18 protein-coding genes are annotated in these 17,085 nt (G+C 53.4%); 5 read left to right on the top strand and 13 right to left on the bottom strand.

Features of this window, described 5'->3' with window-relative positions; genetic code table 11:
* Positions 1 to 380 precede the first annotated feature (380 nt).
* From pagP to tatE, 5 genes are all read left to right on the top strand, one after another.
* Complete coding sequence (gene pagP, locus ACP3TC_RS15245) at positions 381 to 953, top strand: lipid IV(A) palmitoyltransferase PagP (RefSeq protein WP_390902500.1); 573 nt, start codon at positions 381 to 383, stop codon at positions 951 to 953.
* A gap of 150 nt (positions 954 to 1,103) precedes the next feature.
* Complete coding sequence (gene cspE / locus ACP3TC_RS15240) at positions 1,104 to 1,313, top strand: transcription antiterminator/RNA stability regulator CspE (protein ID WP_313856384.1); 210 nt, start codon at positions 1,104 to 1,106, stop codon at positions 1,311 to 1,313.
* Positions 1,314 to 1,441: 128 nt separating this feature from the next.
* Positions 1,442 to 1,867 carry a GNAT family N-acetyltransferase gene (locus tag ACP3TC_RS15235; protein WP_426816766.1) on the top strand — a complete coding sequence of 142 codons (426 nt, stop codon included), beginning with the start codon at positions 1,442 to 1,444 and terminating at the stop codon, positions 1,865 to 1,867.
* 28 nt (positions 1,868 to 1,895) lie between these two features.
* A complete protein-coding gene (locus ACP3TC_RS15230; protein WP_426816765.1) occupies positions 1,896 to 2,690 on the top strand; it encodes a deaminated glutathione amidase in 795 nt (264 codons plus the stop codon).
* Positions 2,691 to 2,777: 87 nt separating this feature from the next.
* Positions 2,778 to 2,981: a twin-arginine translocase subunit TatE gene (tatE, locus tag ACP3TC_RS15225; protein ID WP_313856387.1), complete on the top strand. Its 204-nt coding sequence runs from the start codon at positions 2,778 to 2,780 to the stop codon at positions 2,979 to 2,981.
* A 157-nt stretch (positions 2,982 to 3,138) separates the two neighbouring features.
* On the opposite strand, the gene lipA is transcribed toward tatE, so the two are convergent.
* The 13 genes from lipA to leuS all read right to left on the bottom strand — a co-directional run bounded on the left by lipA (position 3,139) and on the right by leuS (position 16,901).
* Positions 3,139 to 4,104 carry a lipoyl synthase gene (gene lipA, locus ACP3TC_RS15220; protein WP_426816764.1) on the bottom strand — a complete coding sequence of 322 codons (966 nt, stop codon included), beginning with the start codon at positions 4,102 to 4,104 and terminating at the stop codon, positions 3,139 to 3,141.
* Positions 4,105 to 4,287: 183 nt separating this feature from the next.
* Entirely contained in the window at positions 4,288 to 4,944 is a 657-nt protein-coding gene (gene lipB / locus ACP3TC_RS15215; RefSeq protein WP_313856393.1) for a lipoyl(octanoyl) transferase LipB, read from the bottom strand.
* An 83-nt stretch (positions 4,945 to 5,027) separates the two neighbouring features.
* The gene (ybeD, locus tag ACP3TC_RS15210; RefSeq protein ID WP_313856394.1) at positions 5,028 to 5,291 is read right to left on the bottom strand and encodes a DUF493 family protein YbeD; all 264 of its coding nucleotides are present in this window, start codon (positions 5,289 to 5,291) and stop codon (positions 5,028 to 5,030) included.
* A 195-nt stretch (positions 5,292 to 5,486) separates the two neighbouring features.
* Positions 5,487 to 6,698: a D-alanyl-D-alanine carboxypeptidase DacA gene (dacA, locus tag ACP3TC_RS15205; RefSeq protein WP_313856396.1), complete on the bottom strand. Its 1,212-nt coding sequence runs from the start codon at positions 6,696 to 6,698 to the stop codon at positions 5,487 to 5,489.
* 154 nt (positions 6,699 to 6,852) lie between these two features.
* Positions 6,853 to 7,941, bottom strand: coding sequence for an endolytic peptidoglycan transglycosylase RlpA (gene rlpA / locus ACP3TC_RS15200; RefSeq protein WP_313856398.1), 1,089 nt, complete (start codon positions 7,939 to 7,941; stop codon positions 6,853 to 6,855).
* Positions 7,942 to 7,951: 10 nt separating this feature from the next.
* A complete protein-coding gene (gene mrdB, locus ACP3TC_RS15195; RefSeq protein WP_313857626.1) occupies positions 7,952 to 9,064 on the bottom strand; it encodes a peptidoglycan glycosyltransferase MrdB in 1,113 nt (370 codons plus the stop codon).
* A gap of 9 nt (positions 9,065 to 9,073) precedes the next feature.
* Positions 9,074 to 10,978, bottom strand: coding sequence for a peptidoglycan DD-transpeptidase MrdA (gene mrdA, locus ACP3TC_RS15190; RefSeq protein ID WP_313856399.1), 1,905 nt, complete (start codon positions 10,976 to 10,978; stop codon positions 9,074 to 9,076).
* A 117-nt stretch (positions 10,979 to 11,095) separates the two neighbouring features.
* The gene (gene rlmH / locus ACP3TC_RS15185) at positions 11,096 to 11,566 is read right to left on the bottom strand and encodes a 23S rRNA (pseudouridine(1915)-N(3))-methyltransferase RlmH (protein ID WP_313856400.1); all 471 of its coding nucleotides are present in this window, start codon (positions 11,564 to 11,566) and stop codon (positions 11,096 to 11,098) included.
* Between the two features lie 3 nt (positions 11,567 to 11,569).
* Positions 11,570 to 11,887, bottom strand: a complete 318-nt coding sequence (gene rsfS, locus ACP3TC_RS15180; RefSeq protein ID WP_313856401.1) for a ribosome silencing factor — start codon at positions 11,885 to 11,887, stop codon at positions 11,570 to 11,572.
* Between the two features lie 134 nt (positions 11,888 to 12,021).
* A complete protein-coding gene (gene nadD, locus ACP3TC_RS15175; RefSeq protein ID WP_313856402.1) occupies positions 12,022 to 12,675 on the bottom strand; it encodes a nicotinate-nucleotide adenylyltransferase in 654 nt (217 codons plus the stop codon).
* Positions 12,668 to 13,699, bottom strand: coding sequence for a DNA polymerase III subunit delta (gene holA, locus ACP3TC_RS15170; RefSeq protein WP_313856404.1), 1,032 nt, complete (start codon positions 13,697 to 13,699; stop codon positions 12,668 to 12,670). Before holA ends, nadD begins: the two co-directional genes overlap by 8 nt.
* A complete protein-coding gene (gene lptE / locus ACP3TC_RS15165; protein WP_313856405.1) occupies positions 13,696 to 14,304 on the bottom strand; it encodes an LPS assembly lipoprotein LptE in 609 nt (202 codons plus the stop codon). The genes holA and lptE overlap by 4 nt, the downstream gene beginning before the upstream one ends.
* 14 nt (positions 14,305 to 14,318) lie before the next feature.
* Positions 14,319 to 16,901: a leucine--tRNA ligase gene (gene leuS / locus ACP3TC_RS15160; RefSeq protein WP_426816763.1), complete on the bottom strand. Its 2,583-nt coding sequence runs from the start codon at positions 16,899 to 16,901 to the stop codon at positions 14,319 to 14,321.
* Positions 16,902 to 17,085 lie beyond the last annotated feature (184 nt).

Genomic DNA, 17,085 nt, shown 5'->3' with positions numbered 1-17,085 from the left:
GTTAATCTGATAATAGCGTTGGCAATCACCGAGTTTTTTTTCGAAGATTCCATGACTTTTATCAATAAAACCTTCACATTGCTTCCCTGCGAAACTTCTGATTAACGGCGCTATTTTGAACAATCGGGCGATAATACCTGAATAATGCAGTTACATCTTGATGTAAAGAAATCATTCCATTTGAAAATCTATGAAAGTTATCGGATGTCAATGTGAAAAGAATTTATCCAGCAGTTAAAATGCGGGGCGGATATTTGGATTTTCTGCTTAGATAGCAGCGTTTGCCGCGGCCAGCTGCGCTGCTCGCCTGGCTGATTTAAACAATGTTGAAGTTTGCGCTGTTAAAATTTTAGTTCATACAAAGAATGGTAGTTACTGAAGTGAAAGCAATTAATCAATATTTCCTGCCAGTGGTTCTTTCCAGTTGCCTGTTTTCTTCGGTAGCATCTGCGGGTGAAATAATCGATCAGAGTAAGACGTTGTGGCAAACCTTTACCGACAATGTCGAAAAAACCTGGACCTCACCCGACTCTTACGACTTATATGTCCCGGCTATCACCTGGCACAACCGCTGGACGTACGATAAAGAAAAAACCGATAAGTATAACGAGCGCCCCTGGGGGGCCGGTGGCGGTATTTCTCGCTTTGACGAGCATGGAAACTGGAACGGCATCTACCTGATGGCGTTTAAAGACTCGTATAATAAGTGGGAACCGATTGGCGGCTACGGCTGGGAAAAAACCTGGCGTCCGTTCAGCGATCAGAATTTTCGCCTGGGTGCGGGTTATACCGCCGGGGTGACCGCGCGTGATAACTGGAAGTATATCCCGATTCCGGTACTGCTTCCTTTAGCATCAATAGGTTACGGCCCGGCAACTTTTCAAATGACTTATATTCCGGGAACTTACAATAACGGTAATGTTTTCTTTGCCTGGGCGCGCTTCTCTTTTTAGTTGTTTAATTGAGCGCCCGGCACGGCTAAGATGAAAAAAACTCGATATTTATCACTTTTTCTTCATGCCGGACTGGACAAAAGCGCTCGCAATTGCTGTACTAACACTCGACACAGTTTAGTGTCCATTTTTCATGTAAAGGTAATATTGATGTCTAAGATTAAAGGTAGCGTTAAGTGGTTTAATGAGTCCAAAGGATTCGGTTTCATTACTCCTGAAGATGGTAGCAAAGATGTATTCGTACACTTTTCCGCTATCCAGAGCAACGGTTTCAAAACCCTGGCTGAAGGTCAGCGTGTAGAGTTTGAAATCACTGACGGCGCTAAAGGCCCATCTGCTACTAACGTTGCTGCAATTTAAGTTAGTTATCAGACAGAATTTTAAAAACCCGCCGCTGGCGGGTTTTTTTTTACCCGTTTTCTTCCCGGTTATCGATCGTCAACAGCAGTTCCCGCTTATTCATCATCGCTCAGACTGAGGGAGTCACCATGAATATTCGCCCGGCACAATTGCAGGACAGCTTCGCGCTCAGCGCCCTGCTGGCAGAGTTAGGTTATGGCGCGACTGAAAATTTTATCGATAAACGTCTGGCGCAGTTGATTGCCGACCCCGATGAGTGCCTGCTGGTCGCGGAACATGGGCCGTCGGTGCTGGGTTTCCTGTTTCTGCATTTTATTCCTCAGCTGGCGCTGGCTGGTGATTTTGCCCGCATCAGCTACTTCTGCATTGCCGAGGGTGAGAGAAGTAAAGGGGTGGGGCAGCAGTTGTTGCAGTATGCTGAGCAACTGGCGCAGCAGCGCGGTTGCGATCGCGTTGAAGTGCACTGTAACGAACATCGCATCAAAGCCAACAGCTTTTACGCCCGTGAAGGCTATCTGGAATCACCCCGATACCATATCAAACCGCTGAGCTGACGAACGTCACTGCCCCGGGAGAATGATAATGAAAATAGCGATGGGACAGTTCGCGGTCGAGCGTGACTGGCAGCTTAACGCGGCGACCTGCATCAGGCTGATGGCAGATGCGGCAGCCGCTGAAGCCGAACTGCTGGTGTTACCGGAAGCCGTGCTGGCACGGGATAATAGCGATGCCGACTTTGTGCTGAAGGCGGCCCAACCGCTGGATGGGCCGTTTGTCAGCCAGCTGCTGGCCGCCAGCCGCAACAGCCGCCTGACCACCATGATGAGCGTGCCAGTGCCCACTGCTGAAGGCCGTGCGCTGAATGTGCTGATCGCCATTCGCGCCGGTGAGGTGGTTGCGCGCTACGACAAATTACATCTGTATGATGCTTTCGCGGTGAAGGAATCAAAAAATATTACTGCCGGTGAGCAGGTGCCGGCCCTGATTGAGGTCGGCGGGATGAAGGTTGGCCTGATGACCTGCTATGACGTACGTTTTCCCGAGCTGGCGCGACGTCTGGCGATAGAGGGTGCCGAGGTTCTGGTTCTGCCGTCAGCGTGGCTCAGAGGCCCGCTGAAGGAGATGCACTGGGAGGTGCTGGTCACCGCCCGTGCGCTGGAGAATACCTGTTATCTGGTGGCGGTAGGCGAGTGTGGTCCACGCAATATCGGTAACAGCATGGTGGTTGATCCCTTAGGCGTGGCAGTGGTCAAAGCCGCAGAGGCTCCGACGCTGCTGTATGCAGAGCTGGATGCCGCTCGTATCGCTTACGCCCGCAGCGTGCTGCCGGTGCTGGAGAATCGACGTTTCGCCCGCCCGGAGCTGAAAGAGTCTTAATCTGTTACAGATTGCCATTGTATTGCCTGCACAACTGCGCGTTAATAAAGGGGACAGGTGTGTACTATGGTAAAATAAGAAGGTGTTATGGAAGGTATCAGTATTGCTAAACTGCTGATTATCGGTGCATTGATCGTTCTGCTGTTCGGCACCAATAAGTTACGTTCGCTCGGCGGTGACCTTGGATCGGCGATTAAGGGCTTTAAAAAAGCCATGAGTGATGACGATACATCAGCGAAAAAAACTGCCGCTGAAGAGACTGCGCCGGATCGTGTGGTGCATAAAGACTGAGGTGTTGTTACGTAAATGTAACTACAGATTACAGTGCTTCAGATAAAAAAGAACCGGTAGCCCGCAGGCAGCCGGTTCTTTTTTTTTGATTACCGCCCTTAATAAGGGAGCCGAAATAGCTCCCCTGGGATGTCAGGAATCCACTCCGCAGCGGCGGTTATTTCACTTCCAGACCTTTCGCCTGCATATCTGCATGATAAGAAGAACGAACAAAAGGTCCGCAGGCGGCGTGGGTAAAGCCCATCGCCAGCGCTTCTTCTTTCATTTCGTCAAACTCAGCCGGGCTGACATAGCGCTGTACCGGTAAATGGTGACGGCTTGGCTGTAAATACTGGCCGAGCGTCAGCATGGTAACGCCATGGCGACGCAGATCGCGCATAACCTCAACGATTTCGGCGTTGGTTTCACCCAGACCCACCATCAGACCTGATTTGGTCGGAATCTCCGGGTGCGCTTCTTTAAAGCGCTCCAGCAGTTTCAGTGACCATTCATAGTTGGCTCCCGGGCGCACCTGGCGATAAACACGCGGAACGTTTTCCAGGTTGTGGTTAAACACATCTGGCGGCGTGGCATTGAGAATTTCCAGTGCGCGATCCATACGTCCGCGGAAGTCCGGCACCAGCGTTTCAATTTTTATCGTCGGGCTTTTTTCGCGGATAGCCGCGATGCAGTCGGCAAAATGCTGAGCGCCGCCGTCACGTAAATCATCACGGTCCACTGAAGTGATAACCACATAGCGTAGCGCCATATCGGCGATAGTTTGCGCCAGTTTACCCGGTTCGTTGGCATCCGGCGTCATTGGTCGGCCGTGCGCCACGTCGCAGAACGGACAGCGGCGGGTACAAATCGCACCCAAAATCATAAAGGTTGCGGTGCCGTGGTTAAAACACTCTGCAAGGTTAGGGCAGGAGGCTTCTTCACAGACGGAATGCAGACCGTTTTTACGCATTGCGGCTTTGATACCCTGAATACGTGTGGAGTCAGCAGGCAGTTTGATTTTCATCCACTCTGGCTTTCTTAAGATCTCCGGCCGCTCAGTTATCACGGTTTTTACCGGGATCAATGCCATTTTGTCTGCGTCGCGATACTTAACGCCGCGTTCCATCTGAATAGGTTTACTCATAAGCTTGCAGGTTCCAATTTGGATTGCGTTCTGAAAGAGGCATAAAACTCAGTGAGTCGTACTCAATTTTCAACTTTATTTGATAAAAGCGCAAAAATTATATCATCTCACCGCCCGACAATCAGCCCGGTTACAGGTGAAAACGTTGCAGAATTGTAAAGCAGCGCGCACAGCAGTGGAACATCAAAGATTCAACTCTTGCGGATCGCGATATTCTGAGGTGTTAATCGCCAGCAGCGCCATAAATTTTTCGATTAATACCGGCTGCACGTCCGACAGTGTCACCCCAGGCTGCCAGGCGCTCAGCTGGGTCATCTCCAGTCCGGCATAGCCGCAGGGGTTTATCCGCAGAAACGGCGTTAAATCCATATTGATATTCAGCGCCAGCCCGTGAAATGAACAGCCCTGACGAATGCGCAGGCCAAGGGAACAGATTTTTTTGCCGTCAACGTAGACGCCAGGTGCATCCGCACGCGCATTGGCGCTGACGCCAAAATGTGCCAGCGTATCGACCACCGTCTGTTCAATGGCGCTGACTAACTGGCGAACGCCAATTTTGCGCCGCTTCAGATCGATCAACACATACATCACCTGCTGACCTGGGCCGTGATAAGTCACCTGGCCACCACGGTCACTCTGCACCACCGGAATATCACCGGTCATCAGCAGATGTTCAGCTTTACCAGCCTGACCCTGAGTGAAAACCGCAGGGTGCTCAACCAGCCAGAGTTCATCGGCGGTAGCGTCGGTACGTTGGTCGGTAAACTGATGCATAGCTTGCGAAACGGGCTCCCACTGACGCAGGCCCAGTTGGCGTATGATGAGGCTGTCCTGATACAAAACGAGTGTCCGGCAGGAAAAGAGAGGGGCAGTATAACGTTGCTAAAGGGCGAGAGCTACCCGCCCTTTAACGCAGGATGCGCTTACAGCACCATGCGCACGATTTCGATGTTGCCTAACTCTTCATACAGCGTTTCGATCTGCTCGATATGCGTGGCGTTAATAGTGATCGACACCGAGTGGTAGTTACCTTTGCTGCTCGGTTTGACTTCCGGGGTGTAATCACCAGGCGCATGACGCTGAACCACTTCGACTACTTGATCGACCAGTCCTTCGTGCGCCAGGCCCATAACTTTAAACGGGAAGCTGCAAGGAAATTCAAGTAATTCTTTCAGATTGGTTTTCATAGATGCTCCGGTGCACTAAAACGTGGGCTCCCAGAATAACGGGAGTTTCTTAATGGGTATTATATGGGGTTTCAGAAGGAAATAATCAAGGTAGAAATGCAAAGTTGCCAGGACCGTGGGGAATGACGGCTGGCTGCGGTGAGCCAGACCGGGATCACTATTGCGGGCAGCGCGATGGCTACCCGCAGCAACAAATTAACCGAACCAGTGGTGGAACATCAGTTTGATGTAGTCAACGATACGGCCAAAGAAGTTACCTTCCTGGACTTCTTTCAGCACTACCAGTGGACGCTGATCGATGATTTTACCATCCAGCTGGAAGTTGATGCTGCCGACCACCTGGTTTTTCTGCAGCGGTGCGTGCAGTTCGGTGTTGGTCAGCACGTAGCTGGCTTTCAGGTCTTTCATCCGGCCACGAGGAATGGTCAGGTAAGCATCTTTTTCAACGCCCAACTGCACGCGATCGCTGTCGCCAAACCACACTGGCTCAGAGGCGAACTCTTTACCGGCTTTCAGTGGTGCCACGGTCTCGAAGAAACGGAAGCCCCAGGTCAGCAGCTTCTTACTTTCCGTCTCACGACCTTTATAAGTATGGCCGCCCATGACCGCTGAAATCAGGCGCATCTGGCCTTCAGTCGCCGAGGCCACCAGGTTGTAGCCTGCCGCGTTGGTATGGCCGGTTTTGATACCGTCAACTTGCAGACTGGTGTCCCACAGCAGTCCGTTACGGTTCATCTGGCGAATGTTGTTAAAGGTAAACTCTTTCTCTTTATAAACCGCGTACTCTTCCGGCACATCACGGATCAGCGCCTGGCCAATCAGCGCCATGTCGCGCGCCGAGCTGTACTGGCCTTCAGCGTCCAGGCCATGAACGGTCTGGAAATGGGTATTTTGCAGGCCCAGCGCTTTTACATAGTTGTTCATCAGGCCAACAAATGCATCCTGACTGCCCGCGACGTAATCAGCCATCGCCACGCAGGCATCGTTACCGGATTGCAGTACGATACCGCGCGTCAGCTGGGAAACCGGCACGCGATCGCCAGGTTTCAGGAACATCAGTGAGGAGCCTTTAAACACCGGATTACCGGTTGCCCAGGCGTCCTGGCCGACGGTGACGATATCATCCTGATGAATTTTTCCGGCTTTAACCGCCTGGCCGATAACATAGCTGGTCATCATTTTGGTCAGGCTGGCCGGATCGCGGCGTGCGTCGGCATTTTTTTCCGCCAGCACTTTTCCTGAGTTGTAGTCGATCAGGACATAGGCTTCAGCATCGATATCCGGCACGCCGGGAATCATAGTTTTCAGATTAACATCTTCGGCATGGGCGAAGGTGGTGATGCTGATCGCGATCAGTGAACCCACTGTCAGGCGTTTAAGAAAACGAGAAGGTGTCTGAGTGTTCATGTTTGGGACTACAACATCCGTGGAGTTAAGTTGAAAAAAGTGACCCACTATAGCAAATGCTTATTTTGCAGGCATCCGACTTTCCGCCTCACTTGTTAACAGACGTAACACGCAGGCGTCTGTAAACATAAAGCTTGTCGGCTGCCCGCAGAGATTACATTCCGCCTGGTGCGACAGTAATAAATGATTGCTGCTGTGCTTCGCTTGACAGGCGCTGCTGCAGAGCTGCCGCCTGTTGACGATCGCTGAACGGGCCTAACTGCACGCGATAAACGTTGCCGTTAGCCGAAACATTTCCAGGTACGCCAAATTGCTGGCTAAGGGATTGCACCCACTGATGCGCCCGGTTGCTGTCGCTCAGCGCGCCAACCTGCACCACAAAACCGCCGGTTGCAGTGGCTGCGGAAGAGGTTGCGGTAGCGGCAACGGCCGGAGCTGCTACCGGCGCTGGCTCACTGCCTTGCAGCACGCCTGGGCGCAGTGGCGTGGCTGCGCCAAGGAAACCGCCGCTGCGTACCGGTGCGCCTAAATTGTCATCACTGCTCAGGGTTTGGTTATCCAGCTGGCGACTGCCATCGTCCTGATTTGCTACCGGCTGCGGCTGGCTTGCGGCAGCGGCGGATGCACCACCGATTACCGTCATACCGCCGGCAATATCCGGACGCGCGGGCAGGGCATAGCTTTGTTTCGCTACGGTGGTTCCCACCGTGCCGGGGCCGGAAAGCGAACCATCCGGCGCGACCTGAATAAAGTCGACGCGCACTTTGGTATTGTTAGAGATATTCAGGCGATCGCCCGCAGCGCGGGACAGATCGATAATACGTCCCGGCGTGTAAGGGCCGCGATCGTTAACGCGCACCACAAGCTGGCGACCATTAGCCATGTTGGTCACACGGACATAGCTGGGTAGCGGCAGGGTAGGATGGGCGGCAGTCAGCCCATTGGGATCAAAGGTTTCACCGATTGCCGTCTGATTGCCGTTGGCTTCATCGCCGTACCACGCAGCCAGCCCGGTTTCACTGAAATTCGATGGATCTTTCACAATACGGTAAGTTTTACCGTTTACTGAATAATCCTGATTGGTACCGGGGTTAATCGGTTCATAGCGAGGTTCAACACCGCCAATCTCAACCACCGGGCCATTATAAGCCGGTTGCTGAGGTGCCTGTGTCTGCCGATCCGGCACGGTACATGCTGCCAGTACCAGTGATGCTGCGCCAACCCAAAGCCAATCCTTACGCATGTGAAGCCTCTTAAACGCTTTTTGACAACATTTTTCGATGAGTATGGATCGACATCACAATGCCAAATCCGGCCATAAGTACGATTAACGCAGAGCCACCATAACTAACCAGCGGCAAAGGTACGCCAACTACCGGTAAGATACCACTAACCATACCAATGTTAACAAAAACATAGACAAACAGGATCAGCATCAGTCCGCCCGCCATCACCCGACCAAAGGTGGTCTGAGCGCGTGCGGCAATCATCAGCCCACGGATGATCAGTAACAAATAGAGCCCCAGCAAAATCAGCACTCCGACCAGGCCTAACTCCTCTGCCAGTACCGCGAAAATAAAGTCGGTATGACGTTCGGGCAAGAACTCCAGCTGTGACTGGGTGCCATGCAGCCAGCCTTTACCGCGCAGTCCGCCGGAACCAATAGCGATTTTCGACTGAATAATATGATAGCCGGCACCGAGCGGATCGCTTTCCGGGTCAAGCAGCATCATGACGCGGTCGCGCTGGTAGTCGTGCATTAAAAAGAACCACAGTATCGGAATAAAGGCGGCGACCAGCAGCACCGCAATGCCGATCAGCCGCCAGCTCATGCCGGACAGGAACAGCACAAACAGGCCGGAGGTGGCGACCAGAATCGAGGTGCCGAGGTCAGGCTGTGCCGCGACCAGTAAGGTTGGCACAAAGATCAGAATCAGCGCGATACCGGTGTTTTTCAACGTCGGCGGGCAGACATCGCGGTTGATAAAGCGCGCCACCATTAACGGCACGGCTATTTTAGCAATCTCCGAAGGCTGGAAGCGCACGATACCCAGATCCAGCCAGCGTTGCGCCCCTTTACTGATTTGACCGAAGGCATCAACGGCGATCAGTAATATCACGCAGACAATGTAGAGATAGGGAGCCCAGCCCTCATAAACGCGTGGCGGAACCTGCGCCATGACGATCATGACCACCAGCCCCATCAAAATCTGGCCGACCTTGCGCTCCATCATGCCCGGATCCTGGCCGCTGGCGCTCCACATTACAAGGGCGCTGTAAACCAGTAACCCGGTGATAATCAGCAGGAAGATCGGATCGATATGGAGTTTGGTCCAGATGCTCCTTTTTTGCGGGCTATCGTTCATGGACATGCTTTATTCACCTTCATAACCTGATGGCACCGGAGGAGCATCAGGCAGATCTGTATTGTTGTCGCCCAGCATAATGTGGTCGAGAATCTGGCGCATAATGGTTCCAACCGCCGGACCGGCACCGCCGTTTTCCAGAATGATGCTGACGGCGACGCGTGGATTGTCATAAGGCGCAAACGCGGTCATCAGTTTGTGGTCACGCAGGCGTTCGGCAATTTTATGGGCGTTATAGACTTCATTCTCTTTCAGGCCATACACCTGAGCAGTACCGGATTTCGCCGCAATCTTATACGGCGCATTAGCAAAGCTCTTATGTGCAGTACCGTTTGGTCGGTTAGCAACGCCGTACATACCATCTTTGGCAATTTCCCAATAACCAGAATGAATATCCCCAATCGGCGGCTCGTCGACTTGTTTATAAGGCACCATCACATTATTCACGTGGGTGGCGCGCAGCAAATGGGGCACTTTGACAATGCCATCGTTAATCAGCGTCATCATCGCCTTGTTCATTTGCAGCGGCGTTGCGGTCCAGTAGCCCTGACCGATACCGACCGGAATGGTGTCACCCTGATACCACGGCTTTTTGAAGCGCTTCAGTTTCCAGTCGCGCGTTGGCATGATGCCAGCGTACTCTTCCGACAGGTCGATGCCGGTCAGATGGCCATAGCCAAACTTGCTCATCCACTCAGACAGACGATCGATACCCATATCGTAAGCCACCTGATAGAAGAAGGTATCGGCCGACTCTTCCAGCGATTTGGTTACGTTCAGGCGGCCGTGACCCCAGCGCTTCCAGTCACGATAGCGTTTTTCCGAGCCTGGCAGTTGCCACCAGCCGGGATCAAACAGACTGGTATTTTTGTTTATAACCCCGGCACTGAGTGCCGAGACCGCCACATAAGGCTTAACCGTTGATGCCGGAGGATAAGTCCCCTGTGTGGCACGGTTAATTAACGGACGGTTTTCGTCGTGCAGCAGGCGGTTGTAATCAGTACTGGAGATGCCATCGACGAACAGGTTAGGGTCATAGCTCGGCGTCGATACCAGCGCCAGCAGCTCACCGGTTCGTGGGTCAGTTACCACCACCGCCGCACGGCTACCGGTCAGCAGCGTCTCAATATACTGTTGCAGTTTCAGGTCGATGGTCAGGGTGATATCACGCCCGGCCTGCGGCGACTGTTCATGCAGCTGACGAATCACCCGGCCCCGGTTGTTAACTTCCACCTCTTCGTAGCCGGTTTTGCCATGCAGCACATCTTCATAAAAGCGTTCAACCCCGAGCTTGCCAATGTCGTGGGTGGCGGCATAGTTAGGCCACTTACCGGCTTTATCAAGGCGATCAACGTCGCGATCGTTAATTTTGGAAACGTAGCCAATAACGTGGGTCAGCGCGGCGCCATAAGGATAGTAACGACGCTGATAGCCTTTGACTTCAACGCCGGGAAAACGGTACTGGTTAACGGCGAAACGGGCGACCTGCACATCGTTCAGCCCGGTTTTAACCGCAATGGAGGTAAAACGCCGTGAGCGCTTACGTTCTTTTTCAAACGCCTCGATATCCGCGTCGGTCAAATCGACCACCGGACGCAACTCTTCGAGCACCTGCTTCAGGTTATCAACCTTTTCAGGAACCAGTTCTACCTGATAAATGGTGCGGTTAAGCGCCAGCGGAACGCCGTTACGGTCATAAATAATGCCGCGGCTGGGGGCAACCGGTACCAGTTTGATACGGTTCTGATTGGAACGGGTACTGTAATCGTCGAAACGCAGAATTTGCAGATGGTACAGATTGACCACCAGCACGCTGGAGAGGATCAGAATGCCTAAAAAGGCAATTATCGCACGCCGCACAAACAGCGATTGTTCGGCGGAGTAGTCACGAAAAGAGTTGCGTTTTAATTTCATCCGCTGCTTATTCTATCCGGTTAATGCATACCCTAAATAATTGGCGTTGCCGGTATTCAGGGGCGACGCTGGCGCCGCCCACATAGCCCACGCACACTGCTATGATGGGTATATCGGTTATTCACGATGATAAGGATGATTCGCAGTAATACTCCAGGCGCGATAGAGACTCTCAGCAACCAGGACACGTACCAGCGGATGGGGTAAGGTCAGTGCTGAGAGCGACCAGCTCTGTTCGGCAGCGGCTTTACAGGCCGGTGAAAGCCCTTCCGGGCCGCCGATTAACAGGCTGACATCTCGTCCGTCTTGTTTCCAGCGTTCAAGCTGATTAGCCAACTGCGGGGTTTCCCACTTCTGGCCAGGAATATCCAGCGTAACGATGCGATTACCTTTGCCGACGGCGGCCAGCATCGACTCACCCTCTTTATCGAGGATGCGTTTGATGTCGGCATTCTTGCCACGTTTACCGGCCGGAACTTCCGTCAGTTCCAGCGGCATATCTTTGGGAAACCGGCGCAGGTATTCCATAAAGCCGGTTTGAACCCAGTCGGGCATTTTGGTGCCGACGGCAACAAGCTGCAACTTCACGCATTAACTCCAGAGTTTTTCCAGCTCGTACAGTTGACGACTCTCTTCCTGCATTACGTGCACAATCACTTCACCGAGGTCCACCACCACCCAGTCGGCGAGGCTCTGACCTTCAATCGCCAACGGGATCAGACCCGCAGCGCGTGATTCCATTGCCACATGGTCAGCGATTGCCGCGACGTGACGCGTGGAGGTGCCGGTGCAGATAATCATACAGTCGGTGATGCTGGACTTGCCCTGAACGTCCAGGGAAACGATATCCTGACCTTTGAGATCATCAAGCTTATCAATAACGAAGTCTTGGAGTGCTTTACCTTGCAAAAGGTTCCCCCTCGGGTAGTTGTGTCTGAGCGGTTATCTCATAACCCGCGCGGGGTTGTTGTTGATAACCGTAACAGGATTTATCCATGGGCAGCAGGCCCAAAAAATTAGCGGCGCAGTATATCACGGCCCTCTCAACGAGAGTACAACCCTTCGCGATCGATATACGCACTGACTGCGGCAGGCAACAGGTCATCACAGGATTCGCCAAGATGGCGTCGCTGACGGATTTCTGTTGCCGAGATTGACACCAGTGGGGTGTCAGCCAAAAATATCCAGCCTGCGGGTTGCTGACGCAACGCGTGGGCATCGGGTGCCAGATGGTTGTTGAGCCACTGCTGCATTTCGTCAGTTTCCATGGTGGCCGGATAGCCGGGGCGTTTGCATACCAGTAAATGACACAGCGACAGCAGATCCTGCCAGCGATGCCATTTATGCAGCGTCAGCAGTGAATCCTGACCAATAATAAACGCCAGCGGTTGCTGATTGCCACGCTCCCGACGCAGTTCTGCCAGCGTCTCCACCGTCCAGGACGGCGCAGAACGTTGCAGTTCGCGTGGGTCAAGGCGGAACAGCGGCCGATCGGCAATCGCCAGTTTTACCATTGCGACGCGCTGAGTCGCCGAGGCTTCTGGCTGAGGACGGTGCGGAGGCACATTGTTGGGTAACAGCGTCACCTGCTGCAAACCGACCTGGTGGGCCAGCGCTTCGACCGGATGTAAATGGCCGAAATGGATTGGATCAAAGGTGCCGCCAAACAGCGCATGCAGTGCCGTGTTTTCAGACATCACAAAAACTCTCTGGAAACGATTTATTACACAGTAGAAGCGACAGCGTTTCCAGCTCAGACCATAACGACTGACCGTAATCTTGCTTCAGCGTCATCTCGATACGGGTTAACAGACGAATCGCCTGTAATAACTGTTGTGCGCTAATGCGCTGCAAGGCGTCACTGAACAGCGGGCGACGATTTTGCCAGACGCGATGCTGATCGAACAGCGTTCGCAGCGCGGTGTTGGCCATCTGCCGCTGTAATTGCAGTAGGGTCATCAGATCGCGCTGTAGCGTGCGGATTATAATCACCGGCTCGCTGTCTTCCGCTTTCATCTGGCGCAGAATATGTAACGCACGTTTGCTTTTACCGGCCAGCAGCGCATCGACCCAGTGAAAAGGGGTAAAGTGCGCCGCGTCACTGACCGCCTGTTCAACCCGTGGCAGCGTCAGCTTGCCGTCCGGCCACAGTAACGACAGGCGTTCCAGCGCCTGCGACAGCGCCAGTAAATTGCCCTCATAGCAGTAGCAGAGCAGTTGGTTAGCGGCATCGTCGAGCGTCAGCTTCATCGCTTTGGCGCGGGTAGCAACCCAGCGCGGCAGTTGGGCCTGCTCGGGCGTCAGGCAGGGAACCATCACGCCGTTGGTGCTTAATGCTTTATACCAGGCACTGTTTTCCTGCGCTTTGGTCAGCTTAGGGCTGCGTAAAATCAGCAGAATATCGCTGTGCAGCAGGGTCGACAGTTTCACCAGCTGTTCACCGATAACGGCATTCGCCCCGTTTTCCGGCAGCATCAGCAGCAAAGTTTGTCGGCTGGCAAACAGGCTAAGTTCCTGGCAGGTACTGAAAATGGCGTCCCAGTCGGTGCTGGCATCGAGGGTAACGCTGAAGTGTTCACTGAATTCGTGCTGTTGCGCTGCGGCACGAATGGCGTCCTGGCTCTCTTGCAGTAACAGCGGTTCATTGCCGCAGAGCAGATAACAGGCGCGCAGCCCATCCTGAAGCTGCGCGCTGAGTTGCTCAGGATAGATCCTGATCATTGGCGACCGGCTGCACCTGACATCGGTGCACTGTCGCTCTGAGGATTGACTGTGCTTCCCGGTATTGCTGCTGCATCAGCCGCGGCAGAATCATCAAGGCTATCCTGCGCAGCATGTACCGTCAGCAGCTTACGCACCAGCTGTTGTGCGGCTTGCTGGCGCATTTCCTGACGAATAATCTCCTGCTCGGAGTCTTTCGCCAGCGCTGCCAGTGGGTTATCGAAGAACGAACGATAAACCGTTGCGCTAATCGGATAGATACCCTTATTCGGCAACAGCACCTGAGCATTAACCGTCATCATCATCGAATATTCCGCCGTTCTGCCATCCTGGAAGATCGAGGCGGTATCACGGTTTTCGCTGGAACCAATAATGCGCAGCGATGGAATATCCTTACGCAGGCCCGGATCCTTGACGATTGACACATTATTCAGGCGCAACTGCTCACGCACCGAACGCGCCAGCGGGCCATAAGGATCGCTGGTATCGAGGATCAGCGTTTTCATTTCTGGCGGCACCTGAGTGGTGCCGCGCAGATGAAAACCGCAACCGGCGGTGACCAGCACCGCAAGGCCTAAAAACAGAGTCAAAATCGGATGTCGCACAGTTCCTCCTGAACTTAACCTACGACCAGGTTAAGCAGTTTGCCGGGGACGTAAATCACTTTACGGATGGTAACGCCGTCCAGATATTTCGCTACCAGATGCTCCTGCGCAGCGCGTGCTTGTACCTGTTCCTGAGTGGCATCCGCCGGAACGGTAATTTTGCCGCGTACCTTGCCGTTGACCTGAACCACTACCAGCAGCGAATCTTCCACCATTGCCGTTTCATCAGCCTGTGGCCAGGGTGCGTTATCCACATCCTCGTTGCCACCCAGCGCCTGCCACAGGGTAAAGCTGGCGTGCGGGGTGAACGGATAGAGCATGCGAACGACCGCCAGCAGCGCTTCGTTCATCAGGGCACGATCCTGCTCGCTTTCCTGTGGTGCGCGGCCCAGCTTATTCATCAGTTCCATAATAGCCGCAATCGCGGTATTGAAGGTCTGACGGCGGCCAATATCATCGGAAACTTTGGCGATGGTCTTGTGCAGATCGCGGCGCAGGGCTTTCTGATCGTCATTCAGCGCCGCCACATCCAGCGCGCTGACCGCACCTTTAGCGGTATGATCGAACACCAGTTTCCAGACGCGTTTCAGGAAGCGGTTTGCGCCTTCCACACCGGACTCCTGCCACTCCAGCGTCATTTCTGCCGGTGAAGCAAACATCATAAACAGACGCACGGTATCGGCACCGTAACGCTCAACCATCACCTGCGGGTCAATGCCGTTGTTCTTCGACTTCGACATTTTGCTCATGCCAGCGTAGACCAGCTCGTGGCCTTCGGCGTCAGACGCTTTAACAATGCGGCCTTTCTCGTCACGCTCGACGGTAACATCAACCGGAGAGACCCAGTTACGCTCGCCGTTAGCACCGAGGAAGTAGAACGCATCGGCCAGCACCATACCCTGGCACAGCAGGCGTTTCGCCGGTTCGTCAGAGCTAACCAGGCCAGCATCACGCAGCAGCTTGTGATAGAAGCGGAAATACAGCAGGTGCATGATAGCGTGTTCGATACCACCAACATACTGATCGACCGGCAGCCAGTAGTTGGCCGCAGCCGGGTCCAGCATCCCTTTGTCGTAGTCCGGGCAGGTGTAGCGCGCGTAGTACCAGGAAGACTCCATAAAGGTATCAAAGGTGTCGGTTTCGCGCAGCGCCGGCTGGCCGTTAACGGTGGTTTTTGCCCACTCAGGGTCGGCTTTAATCGGGCTGGTAATGCCGTCCATCACCACGTCTTCCGGCAGAATCACCGGCAGCTGATCTTCTGGTGTTGGCATCACGGTGCCGTCTTCCAGCGTTACCATTGGAATAGGTGCACCCCAGTAACGCTGGCGAGAAACGCCCCAGTCGCGCAGACGGTAGTTAACTTTACGCTCGCCAACGCCTATTTCAGCCAGTTTATTGGCAATGGCGTTAAAGCCATCTTCATAAGACAGGCCGCTGAACTCGCCCGAGTTGAACAGGGTGCCTTTGTCAGTCATCGCCGCGGCGATGACGTCTGGCTCGCTGCCATCAAGGTTAAGGACCACCGGCTTAATGTTCAGATCATATTTGCTGGCAAATTCCCAGTCGCGCTGGTCATGTGCCGGAACCGCCATTACTGCGCCAGTGCCGTACTCCATTAACACGAAGTTAGCAGCCCACACCGGCACTTGTTCACCGGTCAGTGGATGAAGAGCAAACAGGCCGGTGGCCATGCCTTTCTTCTCCATGGTCGCCATTTCGGCTTCCGCAACTTTGGTGTTACGGCATTCAGCAATGAAGTCTGCCAGCGCCGGATTATTCGCTGCAGCCTGTGCTGCCAGCGGATGACCGGCGGCAACCGCCAGATAAGTGGCACCCATAAAGGTGTCCGGGCGGGTGGTGTAAACCGTCAGTTTTTCGTTGCTGTCGACCACATCAAAGGTGATTTCCACCCCTTCAGAGCGGCCAATCCAGTTGCGCTGCATGGTTTTAACCTGTTCAGGCCAGTCTTCCAGCTTGTCGAGGTCGTTGAGCAGTTCATCCGCGTAGTCAGTAATTTTCACAAACCACTGTGGAATCTCTTTACGCTCAACTTTAGTATCACAGCGCCAGCAGCAGCCGTCGATGACCTGTTCATTAGCCAGTACGGTCTGATCGTGCGGACACCAGTTGACCGCCGAGGTTTTTTTATAAACCAGGCCTTTCTCATACAGTTTGGTGAAGAACCACTGCTCCCAGCGATAATATTCTGGCTGACAGGTAGCCAGTTCACGGCTCCAGTCATAGCCAAAGCCCAGCAGTTTCAGCTGGTTCTTCATATAATCGATATTTTCGTACGTCCACGGTGCCGGAGCAGTGTTGTTTTTAACCGCCGCACCTTCTGCTGGCAGACCAAAGGCGTCCCAGCCAATCGGCTGTAACACGTTTTTACCCAGCATACGCTGGTAACGGGCAATCACATCGCCGATGGTGTAGTTACGAACGTGGCCCATATGTAGGCGGCCAGAAGGATAGGGCAGCATCGAGAGGCAGTAATACTTCTCTTTGCCTTCCTCTTCAGTCACTTTAAAAGTCTGCTTCTCGTGCCAGTGAAGCTGGACGTGGGATTCTATCTCTTCCGGGCGGTATTGCTCTTGCATGGCTGCCAGTGGTCCTTATTGAATAGCTCAATTATTAACTAATTTACTATTTAGATTAGTAGACATCAGATCCGCATAGCATAGCTGATAAGCCTTCGCAGCAACAATAGTTAGCGTCCAGACGAGGTCGATTTATCCTTAAGCCGGAATCTTGCTTCCAGATTTTCACTGTTGTGACGCTGTC

Origin of the sequence: Winslowiella sp. 2C04 (assembly GCF_050037805.1) — a bacterium.
In the GTDB taxonomy this organism is placed as follows: domain Bacteria; phylum Pseudomonadota; class Gammaproteobacteria; order Enterobacterales; family Enterobacteriaceae; genus Erwinia; species Erwinia toletana_A.
This window is presented reverse-complemented; position numbering and strand designations above follow the sequence as displayed.